This window comes from Phenylobacterium sp. (assembly GCF_046590535.1).
In the GTDB taxonomy this organism is placed as follows: domain Bacteria; phylum Pseudomonadota; class Alphaproteobacteria; order Caulobacterales; family Caulobacteraceae; genus Phenylobacterium.
In genome coordinates, this window is sequence record NZ_JBKJTG010000073.1 from 1 (window position 1) to 15,614 (window position 15,614).

The window sequence follows — 15,614 nt, forward strand, 5'->3', positions numbered from 1 at the left end:
TTCGGCGGTGGCGGCGGCGGCGGCGGTGGTTTCGGCGGTGGCGGTGGTTTCGGCGGTGGCGGTGGTTTCGGCGGTGGCGGCCGGGGCGGCGGCGAGGCCGCGGGCGCCGGCGCCGGGACCGTCAAGTGGTTCAACCCTACCAAGGGGTTCGGCTTCATCCAGCCCGACGACGGCGGCCAGGATGTGTTCGTCCACATCTCCGCGGTTGAGCAGGCTGGCCTGGGTGGATTGAACGAAGGCCAGACGGTCGCATACGACCTCGAACAGGACCGGCGCAGCGGCAAGACCTCGGCGACCAACCTCAAGGTCACCGGCTGACGGCTGGGCGACAGGAGCGGGCCGGGTTCACTTAACCAAGCCCGCCGAAAGGTTGATCGCCAGCGCGACGATCACCGTATTGAATACGAAAGCGATCACGCTATGCACGGTGCACAGCCGTCGCAGCGCCTGGGACGTGATGGCGATGTCGGCCGTCTGCGCCGCCACGCCTATGATCAGCGAGAAGTGCAGGAAGTCCCAGTAGTCGGGATCGCTCCGCCCGGGGAACTTCAGCCCCCCCGCACCATGTCCATAATAAGCGTGGGCGTAGTGCAGCGCGAAGGTGAACTGCACCAGGAACCACGACCCCGCCACGGTGACCAGGGCCAGGGCCACGCGCAGGGCTCCGGCCGGCCCCTCCCGCGACGTGGCGGCGGGGAGCTCCAGGCCGACGGTCCCGACGCTGGCCATCGCCGCGGCGAGCACCATCACCAGAACGACTGCACGCCCCTCGTCCGTCCGAGCGGCGTGGCGGCGAATGCCATCGGGGGTCTGGCCGAACATCGCCGGCAGGGTCGCGAGAACGAAGGTCGCCCAGGCGGCGTCCCATCCCAGCATGGTGCTGAGGCCGGACCCTGCTCCCGCCACGGCGCAACCGACGCCGACCATCAGGCCCACGGCCATGGCGGCCAGCAAGCGGGGGCGCGCCACGAAGGCGCCAATGATCTGCAGCCCGGACGCGGCGGCGGGAGGCTTGGCCATGCTTGGCTCCGTTCATGGCCAGGATCGCCCGAGTCGGGCGCCCCGGCCTAGGCGACCGCGCTGAACCGGGGTCGGGCTGGAGCGTTGGAACCCTGTCGGGCGAGGTGCGACCCGAAGGAGTGAAGTGTTTGCGGAAACTGATCATCGCCGGCCTGGCCGCGGCCCTCATCGCGCCCGTCGCGTGGGCGCAGACCCCTCCCGGACCCGCCGGGGCCGATCCCGCGCCGGCCCCCGCTGCCGCTGAAGCCAAGCCCGACGAGCCCAAGCCCGGCCTCGTGGACGCCGCAGGCGGCGTGGTGGGCGGTATCCTTGGAACTGCGGCTGGCGCCGCAGGCGGTCCCCTGGGTAGCGCCGCCGGCGGCGTGGCGGGCAATCGCGTCGGCCGCGGCACGGTGGGCCTGTTCAAGCGTATGTTCGGCGGCGGCAAGAAGAAGACCGAGATGGCCATCGCCGCCGCGGCCCCAGCGGCCAGCGCCGAAGCCGTCGCCACCGCGCCAAGGTTCACCACGCCCCTGACCGCAGATGTCAACTTGGTCGCCGAAGTGGCCGTTCCTGCCTCCGTGGAGCCTCCGACCCCGCCGATCGAGCCGATGATCTCTTAGGGCCTCGCCACCGGCGACAGGCGCGCGCGGCCACCGCCCGGCAGGCGCGCGATGTAGGCTCCGAACCGCGGATCGGGGGCCATGTAGTCCGTCGAGACATACTGCGCGCCAGAGGCGAAGGCCGCATCCTGCCGGGTGCGGTCGTTGGCGCGCGCCTCCCAGGTGTCGGCGTCCGCCCGGGTGCGCACGATCAGTCCCGCCGCCACCGCCGCGCGGATACGCCCGGCCTGCTCCACCGGCTCATTCAGGGTGATGTAGCCGGCAGCGGGCGAGGTCTCCTCGATGTTGACGAAGGCCACGCGGCCCTCCAGCACGCGCCGATCTCCCCGATAGCGGGCGACCTGGTCGGCCGGGGCGTCGAGGGCGAACATCACCTTGCCGCGGGCGGCCTTGAGCGTGGGCCAGGCGCCGGCTGCCGCTGCGAGCCGCAGGGTCGGATGACGTCCCTGCACCTGGTCGGGAGTGATCGAAGCATTCTTCGGGAACACCGAGCGGATTTCACGGTCGACCGCGTCCATAGCCTGGGCGTCGAACAGCGGGGCGACCACCGCGCCAGGCCACGACAGCCCGCCTTCCTTCAGGTTCAGCAGGATGATGACCGGCACATGGTCGGGGTTAGCCAGCGACCAGGCCCGGATCGCCTTCAGGCAGTCAGTGAACAGCGAGCAAACCGAGCGGTAGTCCACGTCCGGCGCGTGCAGCACCTTGAGGCCGGGTCCCTTGAACGGCGTGAGGTCGTGCGGCGTCCAGGCCTTGCCGGCCATCTTCTTCCCCAGCGGCTCGGCGTAGAGGCCGCCGGTGGGATCGTAGGCCAGGTCGATCTCCAGTTGCCGGGCGCCGGCGTCGAGTTGAAGGCCCAGCGGGGGATGGCTGTAGTCCAGGGCATCGGCCTGCTTGGCGCTGGCGGCGCGGATCACGCTGAGTTCGTTCGGCGCAATGGCCATCTTGTAGCTGTTGTGGGTGCCGATCGCCTGCAGCGCATTGATCTTCAGGGCGTCCACCTGGGCCCGCGTGCAGCCCGGCCCCCCGGACGGCTTTTCCAGGTCGCAGGTGGAGGCGACGGCGAGGGCGGCGGCGAGGAGTGTGGCGAGCATGATCGTCCTGTATCCGAGAGTCTCGACAGCAGTGTGAAGCTACCGCCAGGGCAGCGCCAGCGGGCGCTCCGGCGTCCAGCCGGCCAGCACTTCGGCCAGCAGGTCCGCCAGACCCGGCGGGAACACCCGCTCCTTAGTGGCGGCCAGCTCGGCGTGGGTCCACCAGCGCATGTCGTCGATCAGGTCGCGTTCGACGGCGTCCCAGCCGTCCCGCACCGGCTCGCAGGCGGCGCAGCGGGCGACCAGGTAGCTTTCCTTCATCAGCACGGCTTCCCCGTGGGCCAGCCGCATCACCCCTTCGCGGACCCCGATCACCGGGCCCAGGTCGGCTTCGTCAATGCCGGTCTCCTCGCGGATTTCGCGCAGCGCGGCCTGCGTGAGCGTCTCGCCGCGCTCATAACCTCCCCCAACCGTGAACCAGGCCCCGGGCCCGTCGGGGGTGCTGGGCAGGCGGCCGTTCATCAGCAGGATCCGCCCCTCAGGATCGAGCAGCAGGACCCGCGCGGTGAGTCGTTCGCGGGGCGCAGGATCGACCTGGGCTGTCATAGCTACTCTTTCGGTTAAACGCTTCGGTTGCACTATTGAAGCCTTAAGATGTCCGGGACTACCCTGCGTGCCAGTGTGCGTACCCTAGTTTGCCGAGGCGCCCGATGCGCGAGGACATCCCTGCCAGCCGCCGCGACCTGATCGCCCGGGTGGCGACGCTTGAACTCTTGATCTCGGACCTCATCGACCTGCTCTGGCGCGTCGATCCTGCCGCCATGGAACAGCTCGCCCGGGAAGCCAGCCACGATCTGGAGATCCAGAACAGCCGCACTGTGCTGGCGGCCGGGGAACACCAGCGCGAACGGCTCTACGGCGTCCTGCAGGAGCGCCGCCGCAAGCTCGAGCACCGGCGCACCTCGGCCCACGCCTGATCGCGGACGCAGCAACGCACGGTTAAGTCCCGTCAGGCAGATTGGCGGTCCGACCCTGGGAGCCTGCGCCTCTTGCCCATTGATCCAAACCGGCTGCTCGGGTTCGCCTTCGCGACCGCCGACCTCTTCGTAGAGATCTCCGCCGAGGGCGCGATCGCCTACGCCATGGGGGCGAGCGAGGCCTTGTCCGGCGCGGAGGCCACCGAGCTTGTGGGGCGTCCCTGGCGGGACTTCATCGGCCGCGGCGACCAACCCCTGGTCGAGGCGCTCTTCGACGGCCTTGAGATCGGACTGCGCGCCGGCCCGGTGGTGGTGGAACTGGCCGCCGTCCCCGCCGACACCGCCCCGCGGGCGGTGAGCTTGTCGGCGTTCCGCTCGCCCGGAAACCACGGCGCCATCTCCTGCGCCCTGTCAGGCGCCGCCGTCCCCCGCGCGCCGCCGCCCGGGCAGATGTACGACCGCATGGGCTTCGAGGCCCATGCCACGGCGCTGATCGGCGACGCCGAGACCAGCGGCGCTGAACTCGAACTGGCCTTCCTCGAACTCGGCGGGCTCGAGGCGCTGCGCAAGGCGGCGACCCCGGAGCAACGGCTGGCGCTGGAAGCCCGACTGAACGGCGTGCTGCGCGCTCACGCGGTGGGCGGTTCCGCCGCCACCGAGCTTGGCGACGAACGCTTCGCCCTGGTCCGCCAGCGCGGCGAGAGCCGCGACACCCTGGTGCGGCGCATCTCCCGACTGCTGGACTCCGGCGGCAAAGCGAACATCACGCCCACCGCCGACATCATGTCGCTGGGCGGCGGCGGCGATCCGCGCCAGACCCTGCGCGCGCTGCGGTTCGCCCTCGACGGATTTCTGCGCGATGGCGGCGGCGACGCGGCCCCGGCCGACCTGCCCGAGGCGCTCAGCAGGTCCATGGCGCGCACCCTGGACGACGCCGGCGAGCTGGGACGGGCGATCCGCGACCGCGACTTCCGGCTGGTGTACCAGCCCGTGGTGCTGCTGAAGACCGGCGCCCTGCACCACTACGAGGCCCTGGTGCGCTTCGGTGACGCGCAGAGTCCGTTCCCGACGATCCGCATGGCCGAGGAGATGGACCTGATCGAGTCCCTGGACCGGGCGATCCTCGAGCGGGCGATGGAGACGCTGGCGGCCACCCCGGGCCTGAAGTTGGCGGTCAATGTGTCCGGCCGCACGATCGCCAGCGCCGACTTCATCGCCCACGCCTGCGAGCTGATCGGCGGGCGCCCGGGTGTTCGCGGCCGGCTGATGATCGAATTGACCGAGAGCGCCGCCATCGAGGACCTGGCGGTGGCGGATCGCCATCTTCACGCCCTGCGCGAGCAGGGCTGTGAGATTTGCCTCGACGACTTCGGCGCGGGGGCGGCGTCCCTGGCCTACCTGCAGCAGCTCAGGCTCGACGTCCTGAAGATCGATGGCCGCTACATCCGCGACCTGCAGCACGGCGGCCGCGAGGCGGTGTTCGTCAAGCACCTGGTCAAGATGTGCGGCGAACTGAAGGTGCGCACCCTCGCCGAGATGGTGGAATCGTCGGTCGCCGAGGATGCGGTGCGACGGGCCGGCGTCGAAATGGCCCAGGGCTGGCTATACGGCGCGGCCAGCGACACCCCTGCCCCGGCGCTCACGCGCATCGACGCCCGGATGCGCCCGGCCCTGGCGCGCTGACGCGCCTATACTCCGCCGCCCTGATCGGTAATCTCTGATCAGCGATAAGGAGGCGGCCAATGACCCGGGTGAACAGCCGTGACCAGGCCCTGCGCGAGCGTGCGGCGGCGGTGATTCCGGGGGGCATGTACGGCCACCAGTCCACGGCGCTGCTGCCTGACGGCTACCCGCAGTTCTTCGAGCGCGGCGAGGGCGCCCACATCTGGGACGTGGATGGCCGGCGCTACCTGGACTTCATGTGCGCCTACGGCCCGAACCTGTTCGGCTACGCCGATCCGAGGGTCGACGCGGCCTTCGTGCGCCAGCTTGGCCAGGGCGACACCCTCACCGGCCCTACCGCCCTGATGGTCGAGCTGGCCGAGGCGTTTACGGCGATGGTGACCCACGCCGACTGGGCGATTTTCTGCAAGAACGGCACCGACGCCACCTCCATGGCCCTGGTCACCGCCCGCGCCCACACCAAACGCAAGACGGTGGTCCGCGCCAAGGGCGCCTACCACGGGGCCGCCGCCTGGTGCACGCCCCGGCCCCCCGGCGTCATCGACAGCGACCGGGCCAACCAGTTGTTCTGCGACTACAACGACGTGGCCAGCCTCGAGGCCGCCGTCGCCCAGGCCGGCGACGATCTAGCCTGCGTGTTCGCCGCCCCGATCAAGCACGACGCCTTCATCGACCAGGCCGAACCGGACCTGTCCTATGCCCGCCGCGCCCGCGAACTCTGCGACCAGACCGGCGCGCTGCTGGTAGTGGACGACGTGCGTGCCGGCTTCCGGCTGGCGCGGGATTGCTCCTGGTCCAAGATCGGCGTGCAGCCGGACCTCTCCACCTGGGGCAAGTGCATCGCCAACGGCCACGGCCTGTCGGCCCTGCTGGGCTCCGACAAGGCTCGCGCGGCGGCCGCGGCGATCTATGTCACCGGCTCTTTCTGGTTTCAGGCCGCCCCCATGGCGGCTGCCCTGGAGACCCTACGGCTCATCCGGGAGACCGATTATCTGGAGCGGCTGAACAGCTTGGGCGGACGGCTGCGTTCCGGCCTCGACGAGCGGGCGCGGGCGGCGGGTTTCAGCCTGCGCCAGACCGGCCCGGTGACCATGCCGCTGTTCCTGTTCGACGACGACCCGGATCTGCGCCGGGGCTTCTGCTTCGCCAGCGAGATGCTGGAGCGCGGAGTCTATGTGCATCCCTGGCACAACATGTTCCTGTGCGCCGCCATGACCGACGCCGACATCGAGACCGCCCTGGACGCCGCCGAAGGCGCCTTCGCGGCGCTCCGCAGCCGGGCGCCAGGGCTGGAGCCCGTCGAGAAGCTTGCTTTCCTTTCCGCCGCACCGAGGTAGTCCGCATGTCCCTCCCCGCCTATTCCGACTACGACGGCCTGGGCCTGGCTGATCTGGTGCGCCGCAAGGAGGTGACGCCCGCAGAGCTGGTCGAGGCCGCCATCGAGAGGATCGAAAGACACAACCCGACGCTCAACGCCGTGGTGCACAAGGGCTATGACGACGCTCGCGCTCGCGCCAATGGCGACCTTCCCGAGGGCCCGTTCCGTGGAGTTCCTTTTCTTATCAAAGACTTAGGAATGCCCGTCGCGGGCTGGCCGCGCACCTACGGCAGCCGCTTCGCGCGCAACGTTTTGGATGCGTCCGACGGTGGCCTGACCACCCGTTACCGCGCCGCCGGCGTGGTCCCCGTCGGCAAGACCAACACCCCGGAGTATGGCATCACTGGCACCACCGAGGGCGCGTTCCTGGGCGCCTGCCGCAACCCCTGGAACCCCGGCCACATCGCCGGCGGCTCGTCCGGCGGCTCGGCCTCGGCGGTGGCGGCCGGGATCGTGCCCATGGCGCACGCCTCCGACGGCCTGGGCTCGATCCGCATCCCCGCCGCCTGCTGCGGCTTGGTGGGGCTGAAGGTCAACCGCGACCGCAACCCCAACCTGCCCGACGGGTTCGACTACGCCATGGGCTTCTGCGTCGACCATGTGGTCACCCGCACCGTCCGCGACAGCGCGGCCATGCTGGACGCCACCGGCATCCCCGAAGCCGGCTCTCCCTACGAGCCCCCCGCCAAGGATCGGCCGTATCTGGAAGAGGTCGAGCGCAGCCCGGGGCGCCTGCGAATCGCCTGGTCGTCGGAGACCCCCTCTGGCCGGCCGATCCATTGGGAGATTCAGGCCGCCCTAGAGCGCACCGCGGACCTGCTCAAGCGCCTGGGCCACGACGTGGTCGAGAAGGGCATGGGCCTGGACTACCGCGCCCTCTACGCCGCCCGCGGTCCGGTCTCCGGCGCCAACTTCGCCGCTGGCATGCAACGGCTGATCGACCAAGTCGGCCGCGAGCCGGAGCCCGACGAACTGGAGCCGCTCACCTGGGCCTCGCTGAAGGGCGGCCGCAAGGTCACTGGCGCCCAGGCCTTCCACGCTTGGCAGGAGTTGCGGATGCTCAACCGCACCACCCTGGCCTTCTTCGAGGACATCGACGTCTACCTGTCACCGGTGATGGGCACGCCCGTTCCCGAGATCGGCTATATCGACCCGGTTGGCCTGGAGCCGCGCGAGGTGAACCGCCGCCAGGGCGAAGTCTATCCCTACACTCCGCCGTTCAACTTCTCCGGCCAGCCGTCGATCTCGCTGCCCCTGGAACACTCGGCCAGCGGCCTGCCCGTGGGCATGATGTTCACCTCCGGCTGGGCCGACGAGGCGGTGCTGTTCCGCCTGGCCGCCCAGCTTGAGAAGGAAGCCCCCTGGAAGGACCGCCGGCCGCAGGTCTGGGGCTGAAGACGTTGCGCCTCTGGCTGAGCCTGGCGGCGCTCGGCGGGCTGGCCTGCGTAGCCTTCGGCGCCTTCGCCGCCCACGGGATCGCCGATCCCCAGGGCCGGGACTGGCTGCGGACGGGAGCGACCTACGGCGCCATCCACTGTCTGGCGGTGTTCGCCGCCGCCCTGGTCCGGCAGATGGGCGGCGCAGGGGCGAGGTTCGCGGCCCCGCTGTTTCTGGTCGGCGTCGTGCTGTTCGCAGGCTCGTTATGGGCCCTGGCGCTCGGCGCGCCGCGCTGGCTGGGAGCGGTCACCCCGATCGGCGGCCTGCTGTTCATGAACGGCTGGGGGGTTCTGGCCTGGGCCGCCTGGCGGCTCGATAGCCCGCCCCGAGCGCAACGCTGATCCAGGAGCCCGACATGTCACCCCTCGAGCCGATGATGCCGCCGGTCCAGCACGCGCAGGTGAACGGCATCGAGATGGCCTATTACGAGGCCGGGCCGCGGGTCGGCGTGCCGATCATCCTGTGCCACGGCTTTCCGGAGCTGGCCTTCTCGTGGCGCCATCAACTGACGGCCTTGGCCGAGGCCGGTCGCTGGGTGATCGCGCCCGACCAGCGCGGCTACGGTCAGTCCTCAGTCCCCGAGGCGGTTACCGACTACGACATGGAACACCTCACCGGCGATCTCGTGGGCCTGCTGGACCACCTGGGCGCGGAGAAGGCGGTGTTCTGCGGCCACGACTGGGGCGGCTTCGTGGTCTGGCAGATGGCCCTGATGCACCCCGCCCGCACCGCCGGCGTCATCGGCCTCAACACGCCCTTCCAGGGACGGGCGCCCGCAGACCCCATCGCCCTGATGCGCATGCGCTATGGCCAAGACATGTACATCGTCTGGTTCCAGACGCTTGGCGACGCCGACGCGGTGCTGGCCGCCGACGTGGAGAGGACCATGCGCTTCTTCATGCGCACGCCCGCGGCCCTGGCCGCCGCGGCCCAGCCCCCCGAGGGCGGTTCCAGCTTCGCCTTCAACGACCTGATCGCCCAGTGGGACCCCGCCGACCGGTCCAACCAGCTGCTCTCCGACGCCGAGCTGGCGGTGTTCGTGGAGGCCTTCCAGCGCAACGGCTTCACCGGCCCGATCAACTGGTACCGAAACTTCACCCGCAACTGGGAGCGGTCCGAAGGGCGGCCCAACCGCATCGACGGCGTCCCCTGCATGATGATTACCGCCGAGATGGACGCGGTCCTGACCCCGGACATGGCCAAGCACATGCCGGCCGCCGTCGGCGACCTGGAGATGCACATGGTGGCCGGTTCCGGCCACTGGACGCAGCAGGAGAAGCCCGACGCTGTGAACGCCCTCATCCTCGACTGGATGGACCGGCGCTTCCCGCAGTAGAAGCATGCCCATGGAACGCAACACCCCGCCGGCCGCCGTCTCGTCTTCCGCGAACCGGCGCGGGCTCTTCGCCGACAACGAGCCCTTCGCCTCGGGCTGGCTGGCCACCGGCGGCCCGCACGAGATCTTCTACGAGGAGTGCGGCAAGCCCGATGGGCGGCCCTGCGTGATCCTGCACGGTGGGCCCGGCGGGGCGATCAACCCGACCATGCGCAGGTTCTTCGACCCCGCGAAGTGGCGCATGGCGCTGTTCGACCAGCGCGGCTGCGGCAAGAGCCGCCCCAACGCCAGCCTTGAGGACAACACCACCTGGAGCCTAATCGCGGACATCGAGCGGCTACGCGAACACCTGGGCGTGGAGACATGGTGCGTCTTCGGGGGCTCCTGGGGCTCCACCCTGGCGCTGGCCTACGCCATCACCCACCCGGACCGGGTGGAGAGCCTGGTGCTGCGCGGCGTCTTCCTGCTCACCGAGCGCGAACTGGCCTGGTTCTACCAGGACGGCGCCTCAATGCTGTTCCCCGACGCCTGGGCCCAGTTCTGCGCGCCGATCCCCCAAGCCGAGCGTGGCGACATGATCGGCGCCTACCACCGCCGCCTGACCAGCCCAGACCGCCGCTTGCAGGCCCAGGCCGCCGCCGCCTGGAGCCAGTGGGAGGGCGACACCATCTCGATACGCGGCCCGGAGGCGAGGCCCTCGAAGTTCAACGAGATCGACTTCGCCATCGCCTTCGCCCGCATCGAATGTCACTTCTTTGCCAACCACGGCTTCTTCCCAGAGGCCGGCTGGATCCTCAAGAACGTGGAGAGGATGCGGTCCATCCCCGGCTGGATCGTGCAGGGCCGCTTCGACGTGGTGACGCCAATGGAATCCGCCTGGAGCCTGAAGACCGCCTGGCCGGAGGCCCGCTTCGAGGTGGTGTGGGACGCCGGCCACGCCTCCACCGAGCCCGGCATCGTCGACGCCCTGGTCCGGGCGACGGATCAGGCGCTGAAGGTCTAGAACATCGAGCCCTTGCCGCTGGTCACTTCCGCGTAGCGGTGAACCCGCACGGCCTGCACCAAGCCGAAGCCAATCATCACCGTCAGCATCACCGTGCCGCCGTAGGAGAGCAGCGGCATGGGCACCCCCACCACCGGCGCCAGGCCCATGACCATCGCCCCGTTGATCATCACATAGAGGGTGAAGGTGGCCGTGAGGCCCGCCGCCGCCAGCCGGCCGAAGTGGCTGTGGCTGAGGTAGGCGGTGCGCAGCGCCATGAAGATCAGCGCCCCATAGAGCACCAGGATCGAGATGCAGCCAACGAAGCCGAACTCCTCAGCCAGGGTGGCGAAGATGAAGTCGGTCTGCTTCTCCGGCAAGAAGTTGAGCTGGCTCTGCGAGCCCAGGCCATACCCCTTGCCCATGGCGCCGCCCGACCCGAGCGCGATCTTCGACTGTAGGATGTGGTAGCCGGAGCCCGACGGGTCGCTCTCCGGGTTCAGGAACGTCAGCACGCGCTTTCGCTGATAGTCGTGCATGCCGAACATCACGAACGGCGGGATGACTGCCAGCAGGGCCAGGGCGCCGGCGCCGATCACCCGCCAGTCGAGGCCTGCCAGCACGACGATGGCTAGGCCTGTCATGGCGATCAGCATGGCTGTGCCCAGGTCCGGCTGATGGGCCACCAGAAGCACCGGCATGGCGATCATCAGCAGCGGGATCAGCAGCGCCCAGGACAGCCTGGCCCGGTTGGCCGAGATGCCGTGGTAGAAGCGGGCCAGGGCCATGACGATGCCCAGCTTCATGACCTCGGACGGCTGAAAGCTGAACGGGCCGATAGACAGCCACCGCGTGGCGCCCATTCGGGTGTCGCCGGCCACCTCCACCGCCACCAGCAGCAGCAGGCCCGTGACGTAGACCGGGTAGGACAGGGCGAACCACACCCGGATGTCGATCATCGCCAGACCGATCATCAGCATCAGGCAGACGCCGAAACGTAGCACGTGCTGGGCCGCCCACGGGTCCCAGGATGACCCTGCGATGGAGAACAGCATCAGGGCGCCGGCGCCGGCGATCAGGCACAGGGTAAGCGCGAAAACCCAGTCGATCTCGGCGAACTTGACGATCAGTCGGTCGCGTTCGCCGGGCCGGGTGAGCGCGGAGACGGTCATGCGGGACCCCGGACGGGGGGCGTCGCCGCCGCGGTGGTCTGCACCGGCGGCGTGGCCAGAACCGGGGCGTCAGGCACGGCGTCGGCCTCCAGGTCGGGGGCCAGCTCCGGCATCGGCAGGGGCTTCTCGATCCGCGCGCGCAGCTCGGGATCCTTGAGCAGGGCTGTGCGCATGATCTCGCGGGCCCTGGGCGCGGCGGCGGTCGATCCGCCCATGCCGTGCTGGACGATTACCGCCAGGGCGTAGCGAGGCTGGTCGATGGGCGCGAAGGCCACGAACAGGCCGTGGTCGCGCAGCCGCCAGGGCCCGCCCTTCCCGCGGGCGCCGCCCTTGTCATAGTTGCGCACCTGGGCGGTGCCGGTCTTGCCGGCCATCAGGATGTCGCCCAGGCCCAGCTGGCTGGCCCGATAGGCCGTGCCGCCGGCCTCGGTCACCGCGGCCATGCCGGCGCGCACCATGGCCAGGTGTTCGGCCGGGAACGGCAGGTCAGCCACTGCTGCGCCGGAGGGCAGCTCCTTGCCGCCGATCGACTTCACCAGCCTGGGGTTCAGCGCCTTGCGCCCGTTGGCCAGCCTGGCGGTCATCACCGCAAGCTGCAGGCAGTTCACCGTCAGATAGCCCTGGCCGATACCATAGGAAAGGTTCTCCCCAGGCCACCACTGGGACTGCGCCGGGTTGTTCTTGAAGTATTCCTTCTTCCACGCCGTGGACGGAACGACGCCCTTCTTCTGGCCGGAGATGCCGATGTCGAATGTCTCGCCCAGGCCGAAGGCCTTGGCCACGGCGGCGATCCGGTCGGGGCCCATCCTCAGCGCCACCGAATAGAAATAGACGTCACAAGAGTTCTTGATTGCGTCATGCATGTTCTGCATGCCGTGACCGCCCTTTTTGTGGCAGTGGAAGTAGCGGCCCCCAAAGTACATGCCGCCGCTGCAGCCCACCCGGAGCTCCGGATCGATGCCGGCTTCCAGCGCCGCCATGGCGGTAATCGGCTTGAAGGTGGAGCCCGGCGGATAGGTGCCGGTCAGCGCCTTGTCGAGCAACGGCTTGCGTTCGTAAGTGGCCAGGGCCCGGTACTCCGCCCCAGTCAGGCCGCGGACGAAGCGGTTGGCGTCGAAGCTGGGGGCCGAGGCCATGCAGATGATATCGCCGGTCCGGCAGTCGATCATCACCGCCGCCCCGCTCTCGCCGCCGAACACCTCCAGCGCGCGGTTCTGCACGTCGATGTCGAGGGTGAGCTGGATCTCCTTGCCGGCCACCGCCGGGATGTCGCCGTCGGTGTCGTGCTTCACCTCGCGGCCGTTGGCGTCCACCTCGACCTTCTGGGCGCCCGGCTTGCCGCGCAGGTCGAGGTCAAAAGCCTTCTCCACCCCCTGTTTGCCGATCCGGAACCCGGGGTGCAGCATGATCGGGTCGGCGTTGGGGCCGGTGGGCTTCAGGTCGTCCTTGTTCACCTTGGCCACGTAGCCGATCACGTGGGCGAAGGCGCCGCCGTGCGGATAAACCCTCACTTCGCCCATGTCGGCGGTGACGCCCGGTAGCTCGGGCGCGCGGACGTTGATCGCTGAGAACTGCTCCCAGCTCATGTCCTCCATGATCGACACCGGCGCGCGCTTCGGCGCGTTCTTGATGTCGCGGACCAGGCGCTTCTGGCGCGCGTCGTCGAGGGGCACGAAATTGGCCAGGGTCTGCACTGTGGCCTGGGGGTCGATGTCCTTGTCGCGGGCCACCAGCAGCCGGAAGTTCGGGCGATTGGCCGCCAGGATCGCCCCGTTGCGGTCGACGATCACCCCGCGAGGCGGCGGCACCAGCTTGAAGTTGAACTGGTTGGAGACCGCCAGCCTCTCGTAGCGCTGGGTCTCGACGAGCTGCAGGTGCGCCAGCCGCCCGCCCAGAGCCGCCAGCCCCAGGCCCGCGAAACCGCCCAGCAGGAAGGCCCGGCGATGGAACACGCCCTGCCGTTCGTTGACTTCAGCAAAGAAGATGGCGGGTTCGGCCATGCCCGCGCCCCCTAACGGAACCTGACATCGGCGTCTTCGAACAACTCGATAAGCCGGTGTGCAAAGGGGTAGAGAACGATTGTGGCGAGGAATTGCCAACCCATTGCGTACGGACTGGGTGCGGCTTTTACGTCAAGCATGGTGAACAGGTAGCCCGCGCCCATAGCGAGTGCGGTGAGCGCCGCATACCAGGCCCACAGCATGCCCCGGCTCTGGCCGGCGGTCATGCTGCGCCCGGCCAGAGCCACGCCGTAGGCCAGGAGCAGGCAGACCGCCCACAGTCCCACCGGGCTGCCCCACAGGAGGTCCAGGAACAGGCCCATGATCAGCACACCGAACGGCGCCAGCACGGAGGGCCGGATCACCGCCCAGGCGAAGGCCGCGGCCATGGGGAACACCGGTTCGGGCAGGCCCAGCCCGAACATCCGGATCGGAATGGCGAACAGCAGCGTCGCGGCCAGCGCCTGCAGCATCGGCACGGCCAGCCAGCGCCACGGCTCCAGGGGCCGCGCGCCCCAGCTCATCGCGGCGCCCCAGCCCCGGCGGGTGCGGGCGGCGGCGCGGGTCGAGCCGGCGCCTTGGCCGGCGGGACGGCGGCCGCCCTTGGGCGAGGTGTCGCAGCGACGGCTGGCGCAGACGCCGTCGGCGTCGTGGCCGCGGGCGCGGTTCCAGCGGGGGGCATACCCACGACGGGCGCGCCCTGGGTCGGCGGCGGCACGGTGATCTGGTTCAGTTCGACCTGCTTGGCCACCTGGGTGAAGTCGTCGAACAGCAAGATACGGACGAAATCCACCGCCGCCCGGTCCGAGGCCAGGACCACCCGCCAGCGGCCGTCCAGCCCCTTCACCGCCATGCCCACCGGCAGGCCGCGCGGGAAGACGCCCCCATCGCCCGAAGTGAGCACCTTGTCGCCGGTCTTCACCGGCGCCTGGCCGCGCATGTACTCCAGCCGCGGATTGGGTCCGCCGTCGCCGGTCAGGATGGCGCGCGCGTTGGTCCGGTCGACCATCACCGGGGTCCGCGAGGCGATGTCGGTGAGCAGCAGCACCCGGCTGACCCCGTCGGTCACCCCGGTCACCCGGCCGACCAAGCCGCTCTCGCTCATCACCGGGTTGCCGACCTTGACGCCCTTCTCACGGCCGGCGTTGGCGATGCGGGCGTTGGCGAAGGGTCCGCGGCTGTCGGTGACCACCCGGGCCGCCACCATCGGGATCGGCGGATCGGTGCGCAGGCCCAGCAGCGTGCGGTAGCGGTCGTTGGTGTCGCGCAGGGCGATGGCCACGTCACGCCACTGGCGCATCTCCTTCAACTCGGTCTTCAGCCGGCGGTTCTCGGAGACGGCGAAGAAGTAGCCGCGGATCGACACCACCCCGGCGCCGGTCCAGCGCCCGGGCGCCGAAAGGGTGTCGCCGACGCGGGCGAAGACGGTGTCGCTGACGCTGCGGGCCCCATAGGCCTCGGCCTGGAAGGTCTCGCGCCGGTCTGAGAGCAGCAGCGCGATGCCGGCCACCGCCGCGACCACGAAGGCTACGGCCGCGGTCCAGGTCAGCGGGACCTTCAGTTCACCGAGCGGATTGTCCCGTAAGGACATTTAGGACGTAGCCCCCAGCGATCTGCAGCCCCCACTGCAGCGCGACTCGCGCGCTCCCTAGGCTAGCGTGGATTCCAGTACGCCCTTCATCCATTTCGGATGCTCGAGCACCTTGCCGCAGCCCAGCGCGACGCAGGACAGCGGATCGTCGGCCACGGTCACCGGCAGGCCGGTGTGGTCGCGGATCTCGGCGTCCAGGCCGCGCAGCAGCGCCCCGCCGCCGGTCAGCATGATGCCCTTGTCGGCGATGTCGGAGGCCAGCTCCGGCGGGGTGGCTTCCAGGGCCATCTTCACCGCGTCGACGATCTGGCCGACCGGCTCGGAAAGCGCGTCCGACGCCTGCTTCTCGCTGATGCGGACTTCCCGCGGCACGCCCTGCATCAGATCGCGGCCCTTGACCTC

Annotated in this window: 16 protein-coding genes and 1 pseudogene; 9 read left to right on the top strand and 8 right to left on the bottom strand. The window is 69.8% G+C overall.

Annotated features, from left to right (window positions below; translation table 11 throughout):
* Positions 1 to 114 precede the first annotated feature (114 nt).
* Positions 115 to 318, top strand: a pseudogene (locus tag ACLL81_RS04315) (cold-shock protein); the annotation flags it as partial.
* A gap of 27 nt (positions 319 to 345) precedes the next feature.
* Here the strand turns inward: ACLL81_RS04315 and ACLL81_RS04320 are convergent.
* The gene (locus tag ACLL81_RS04320; RefSeq protein ID WP_411287113.1) at positions 346 to 1,020 is read right to left on the bottom strand and encodes a DUF1345 domain-containing protein; all 675 of its coding nucleotides are present in this window, start codon (positions 1,018 to 1,020) and stop codon (positions 346 to 348) included.
* 128 nt (positions 1,021 to 1,148) lie between these two features.
* Here ACLL81_RS04320 and ACLL81_RS04325 point away from each other — a divergent pair, with 128 nt between their 5' ends.
* On the top strand, positions 1,149 to 1,622 hold the full coding sequence (locus ACLL81_RS04325) for a hypothetical protein (RefSeq protein WP_411287114.1): 474 nt from the start codon (positions 1,149 to 1,151) through the stop codon (positions 1,620 to 1,622).
* On the opposite strand, the gene ACLL81_RS04330 is transcribed toward ACLL81_RS04325, so the two are convergent.
* Together ACLL81_RS04330 and ACLL81_RS04335 are read right to left on the bottom strand one after the other, a co-directional pair.
* Positions 1,619 to 2,716 carry a phosphatidylinositol-specific phospholipase C1-like protein gene (locus tag ACLL81_RS04330; protein ID WP_411287115.1) on the bottom strand — a complete coding sequence of 366 codons (1,098 nt, stop codon included), beginning with the start codon at positions 2,714 to 2,716 and terminating at the stop codon, positions 1,619 to 1,621. The genes ACLL81_RS04325 and ACLL81_RS04330 overlap by 4 nt on opposite strands.
* A gap of 39 nt (positions 2,717 to 2,755) precedes the next feature.
* On the bottom strand, positions 2,756 to 3,262 hold the full coding sequence (locus ACLL81_RS04335) for an NUDIX hydrolase (protein ID WP_411287116.1): 507 nt from the start codon (positions 3,260 to 3,262) through the stop codon (positions 2,756 to 2,758).
* A 104-nt stretch (positions 3,263 to 3,366) separates the two neighbouring features.
* On the opposite strand from ACLL81_RS04335, the gene ACLL81_RS04340 reads away from it, so the two are divergent.
* From ACLL81_RS04340 to pip, 7 genes are all read left to right on the top strand, one after another.
* Positions 3,367 to 3,633: a hypothetical protein gene (locus ACLL81_RS04340; RefSeq protein ID WP_411287117.1), complete on the top strand. Its 267-nt coding sequence runs from the start codon at positions 3,367 to 3,369 to the stop codon at positions 3,631 to 3,633.
* 72 nt (positions 3,634 to 3,705) lie between these two features.
* A complete protein-coding gene (locus tag ACLL81_RS04345) occupies positions 3,706 to 5,316 on the top strand; it encodes an EAL domain-containing protein (protein ID WP_411287118.1) in 1,611 nt (536 codons plus the stop codon).
* A gap of 59 nt (positions 5,317 to 5,375) precedes the next feature.
* On the top strand, positions 5,376 to 6,653 hold the full coding sequence (locus ACLL81_RS04350) for an aminotransferase class III-fold pyridoxal phosphate-dependent enzyme (protein ID WP_411287119.1): 1,278 nt from the start codon (positions 5,376 to 5,378) through the stop codon (positions 6,651 to 6,653).
* Positions 6,654 to 6,658: 5 nt separating this feature from the next.
* Positions 6,659 to 8,089 carry an amidase gene (locus ACLL81_RS04355; protein ID WP_411287120.1) on the top strand — a complete coding sequence of 477 codons (1,431 nt, stop codon included), beginning with the start codon at positions 6,659 to 6,661 and terminating at the stop codon, positions 8,087 to 8,089.
* Positions 8,090 to 8,094: 5 nt separating this feature from the next.
* Positions 8,095 to 8,472: a DUF423 domain-containing protein gene (locus tag ACLL81_RS04360; RefSeq protein ID WP_411287121.1), complete on the top strand. Its 378-nt coding sequence runs from the start codon at positions 8,095 to 8,097 to the stop codon at positions 8,470 to 8,472.
* A gap of 14 nt (positions 8,473 to 8,486) precedes the next feature.
* Entirely contained in the window at positions 8,487 to 9,467 is a 981-nt protein-coding gene (locus tag ACLL81_RS04365; protein ID WP_411287122.1) for an alpha/beta fold hydrolase, read from the top strand.
* Positions 9,468 to 9,477: 10 nt separating this feature from the next.
* Entirely contained in the window at positions 9,478 to 10,470 is a 993-nt protein-coding gene (gene pip / locus ACLL81_RS04370) for a prolyl aminopeptidase (RefSeq protein WP_411287123.1), read from the top strand.
* Here pip and rodA read toward each other — a convergent pair.
* From rodA to ACLL81_RS04395, 5 genes are all read right to left on the bottom strand, one after another.
* Entirely contained in the window at positions 10,467 to 11,621 is a 1,155-nt protein-coding gene (gene rodA / locus ACLL81_RS04375) for a rod shape-determining protein RodA (protein ID WP_411287124.1), read from the bottom strand. The two genes, pip and rodA, sit on opposite strands and share 4 nt — an antisense overlap.
* Positions 11,618 to 13,621 carry a penicillin-binding protein 2 gene (gene mrdA, locus ACLL81_RS04380; RefSeq protein WP_411287125.1) on the bottom strand — a complete coding sequence of 668 codons (2,004 nt, stop codon included), beginning with the start codon at positions 13,619 to 13,621 and terminating at the stop codon, positions 11,618 to 11,620. The genes rodA and mrdA overlap by 4 nt, the downstream gene beginning before the upstream one ends.
* 11 nt (positions 13,622 to 13,632) lie before the next feature.
* Positions 13,633 to 14,145, bottom strand: coding sequence for a hypothetical protein (locus ACLL81_RS04385; RefSeq protein ID WP_411287126.1), 513 nt, complete (start codon positions 14,143 to 14,145; stop codon positions 13,633 to 13,635).
* The gene (mreC, locus tag ACLL81_RS04390; RefSeq protein WP_411287127.1) at positions 14,142 to 15,212 is read right to left on the bottom strand and encodes a rod shape-determining protein MreC; all 1,071 of its coding nucleotides are present in this window, start codon (positions 15,210 to 15,212) and stop codon (positions 14,142 to 14,144) included. Before mreC ends, ACLL81_RS04385 begins: the two co-directional genes overlap by 4 nt.
* A 57-nt stretch (positions 15,213 to 15,269) precedes the next feature.
* Positions 15,270 to 15,614: rod shape-determining protein (locus tag ACLL81_RS04395; protein WP_411287128.1), on the bottom strand; the 345-nt coding region annotated here is incomplete at its 5' end.

Coding starts and splice junctions, on each gene's coding strand:
- ACLL81_RS04335 (WP_411287116.1), bottom strand. CDS start 3,262: ATGACAGCCCAGGTCGATCCTGCGCCCCGCGAACGACTCACCGCGCGG.
- rodA (WP_411287124.1), bottom strand. CDS start 11,621: ATGACCGTCTCCGCGCTCACCCGGCCCGGCGAACGCGACCGACTGATC.
- mrdA (WP_411287125.1), bottom strand. CDS start 13,621: ATGGCCGAACCCGCCATCTTCTTTGCTGAAGTCAACGAACGGCAGGGC.
- ACLL81_RS04385 (WP_411287126.1), bottom strand. CDS start 14,145: ATGAGCTGGGGCGCGCGGCCCCTGGAGCCGTGGCGCTGGCTGGCCGTG.
- ACLL81_RS04330 (WP_411287115.1), bottom strand. CDS start 2,716: ATGCTCGCCACACTCCTCGCCGCCGCCCTCGCCGTCGCCTCCACCTGC.
- ACLL81_RS04320 (WP_411287113.1), bottom strand. CDS start 1,020: ATGGCCAAGCCTCCCGCCGCCGCGTCCGGGCTGCAGATCATTGGCGCC.
- ACLL81_RS04355 (WP_411287120.1), top strand. CDS start 6,659: ATGTCCCTCCCCGCCTATTCCGACTACGACGGCCTGGGCCTGGCTGAT.
- ACLL81_RS04365 (WP_411287122.1), top strand. CDS start 8,487: ATGTCACCCCTCGAGCCGATGATGCCGCCGGTCCAGCACGCGCAGGTG.
- pip (WP_411287123.1), top strand. CDS start 9,478: ATGGAACGCAACACCCCGCCGGCCGCCGTCTCGTCTTCCGCGAACCGG.
- ACLL81_RS04350 (WP_411287119.1), top strand. CDS start 5,376: ATGACCCGGGTGAACAGCCGTGACCAGGCCCTGCGCGAGCGTGCGGCG.
- ACLL81_RS04340 (WP_411287117.1), top strand. CDS start 3,367: ATGCGCGAGGACATCCCTGCCAGCCGCCGCGACCTGATCGCCCGGGTG.
- mreC (WP_411287127.1), bottom strand. CDS start 15,212: ATGTCCTTACGGGACAATCCGCTCGGTGAACTGAAGGTCCCGCTGACC.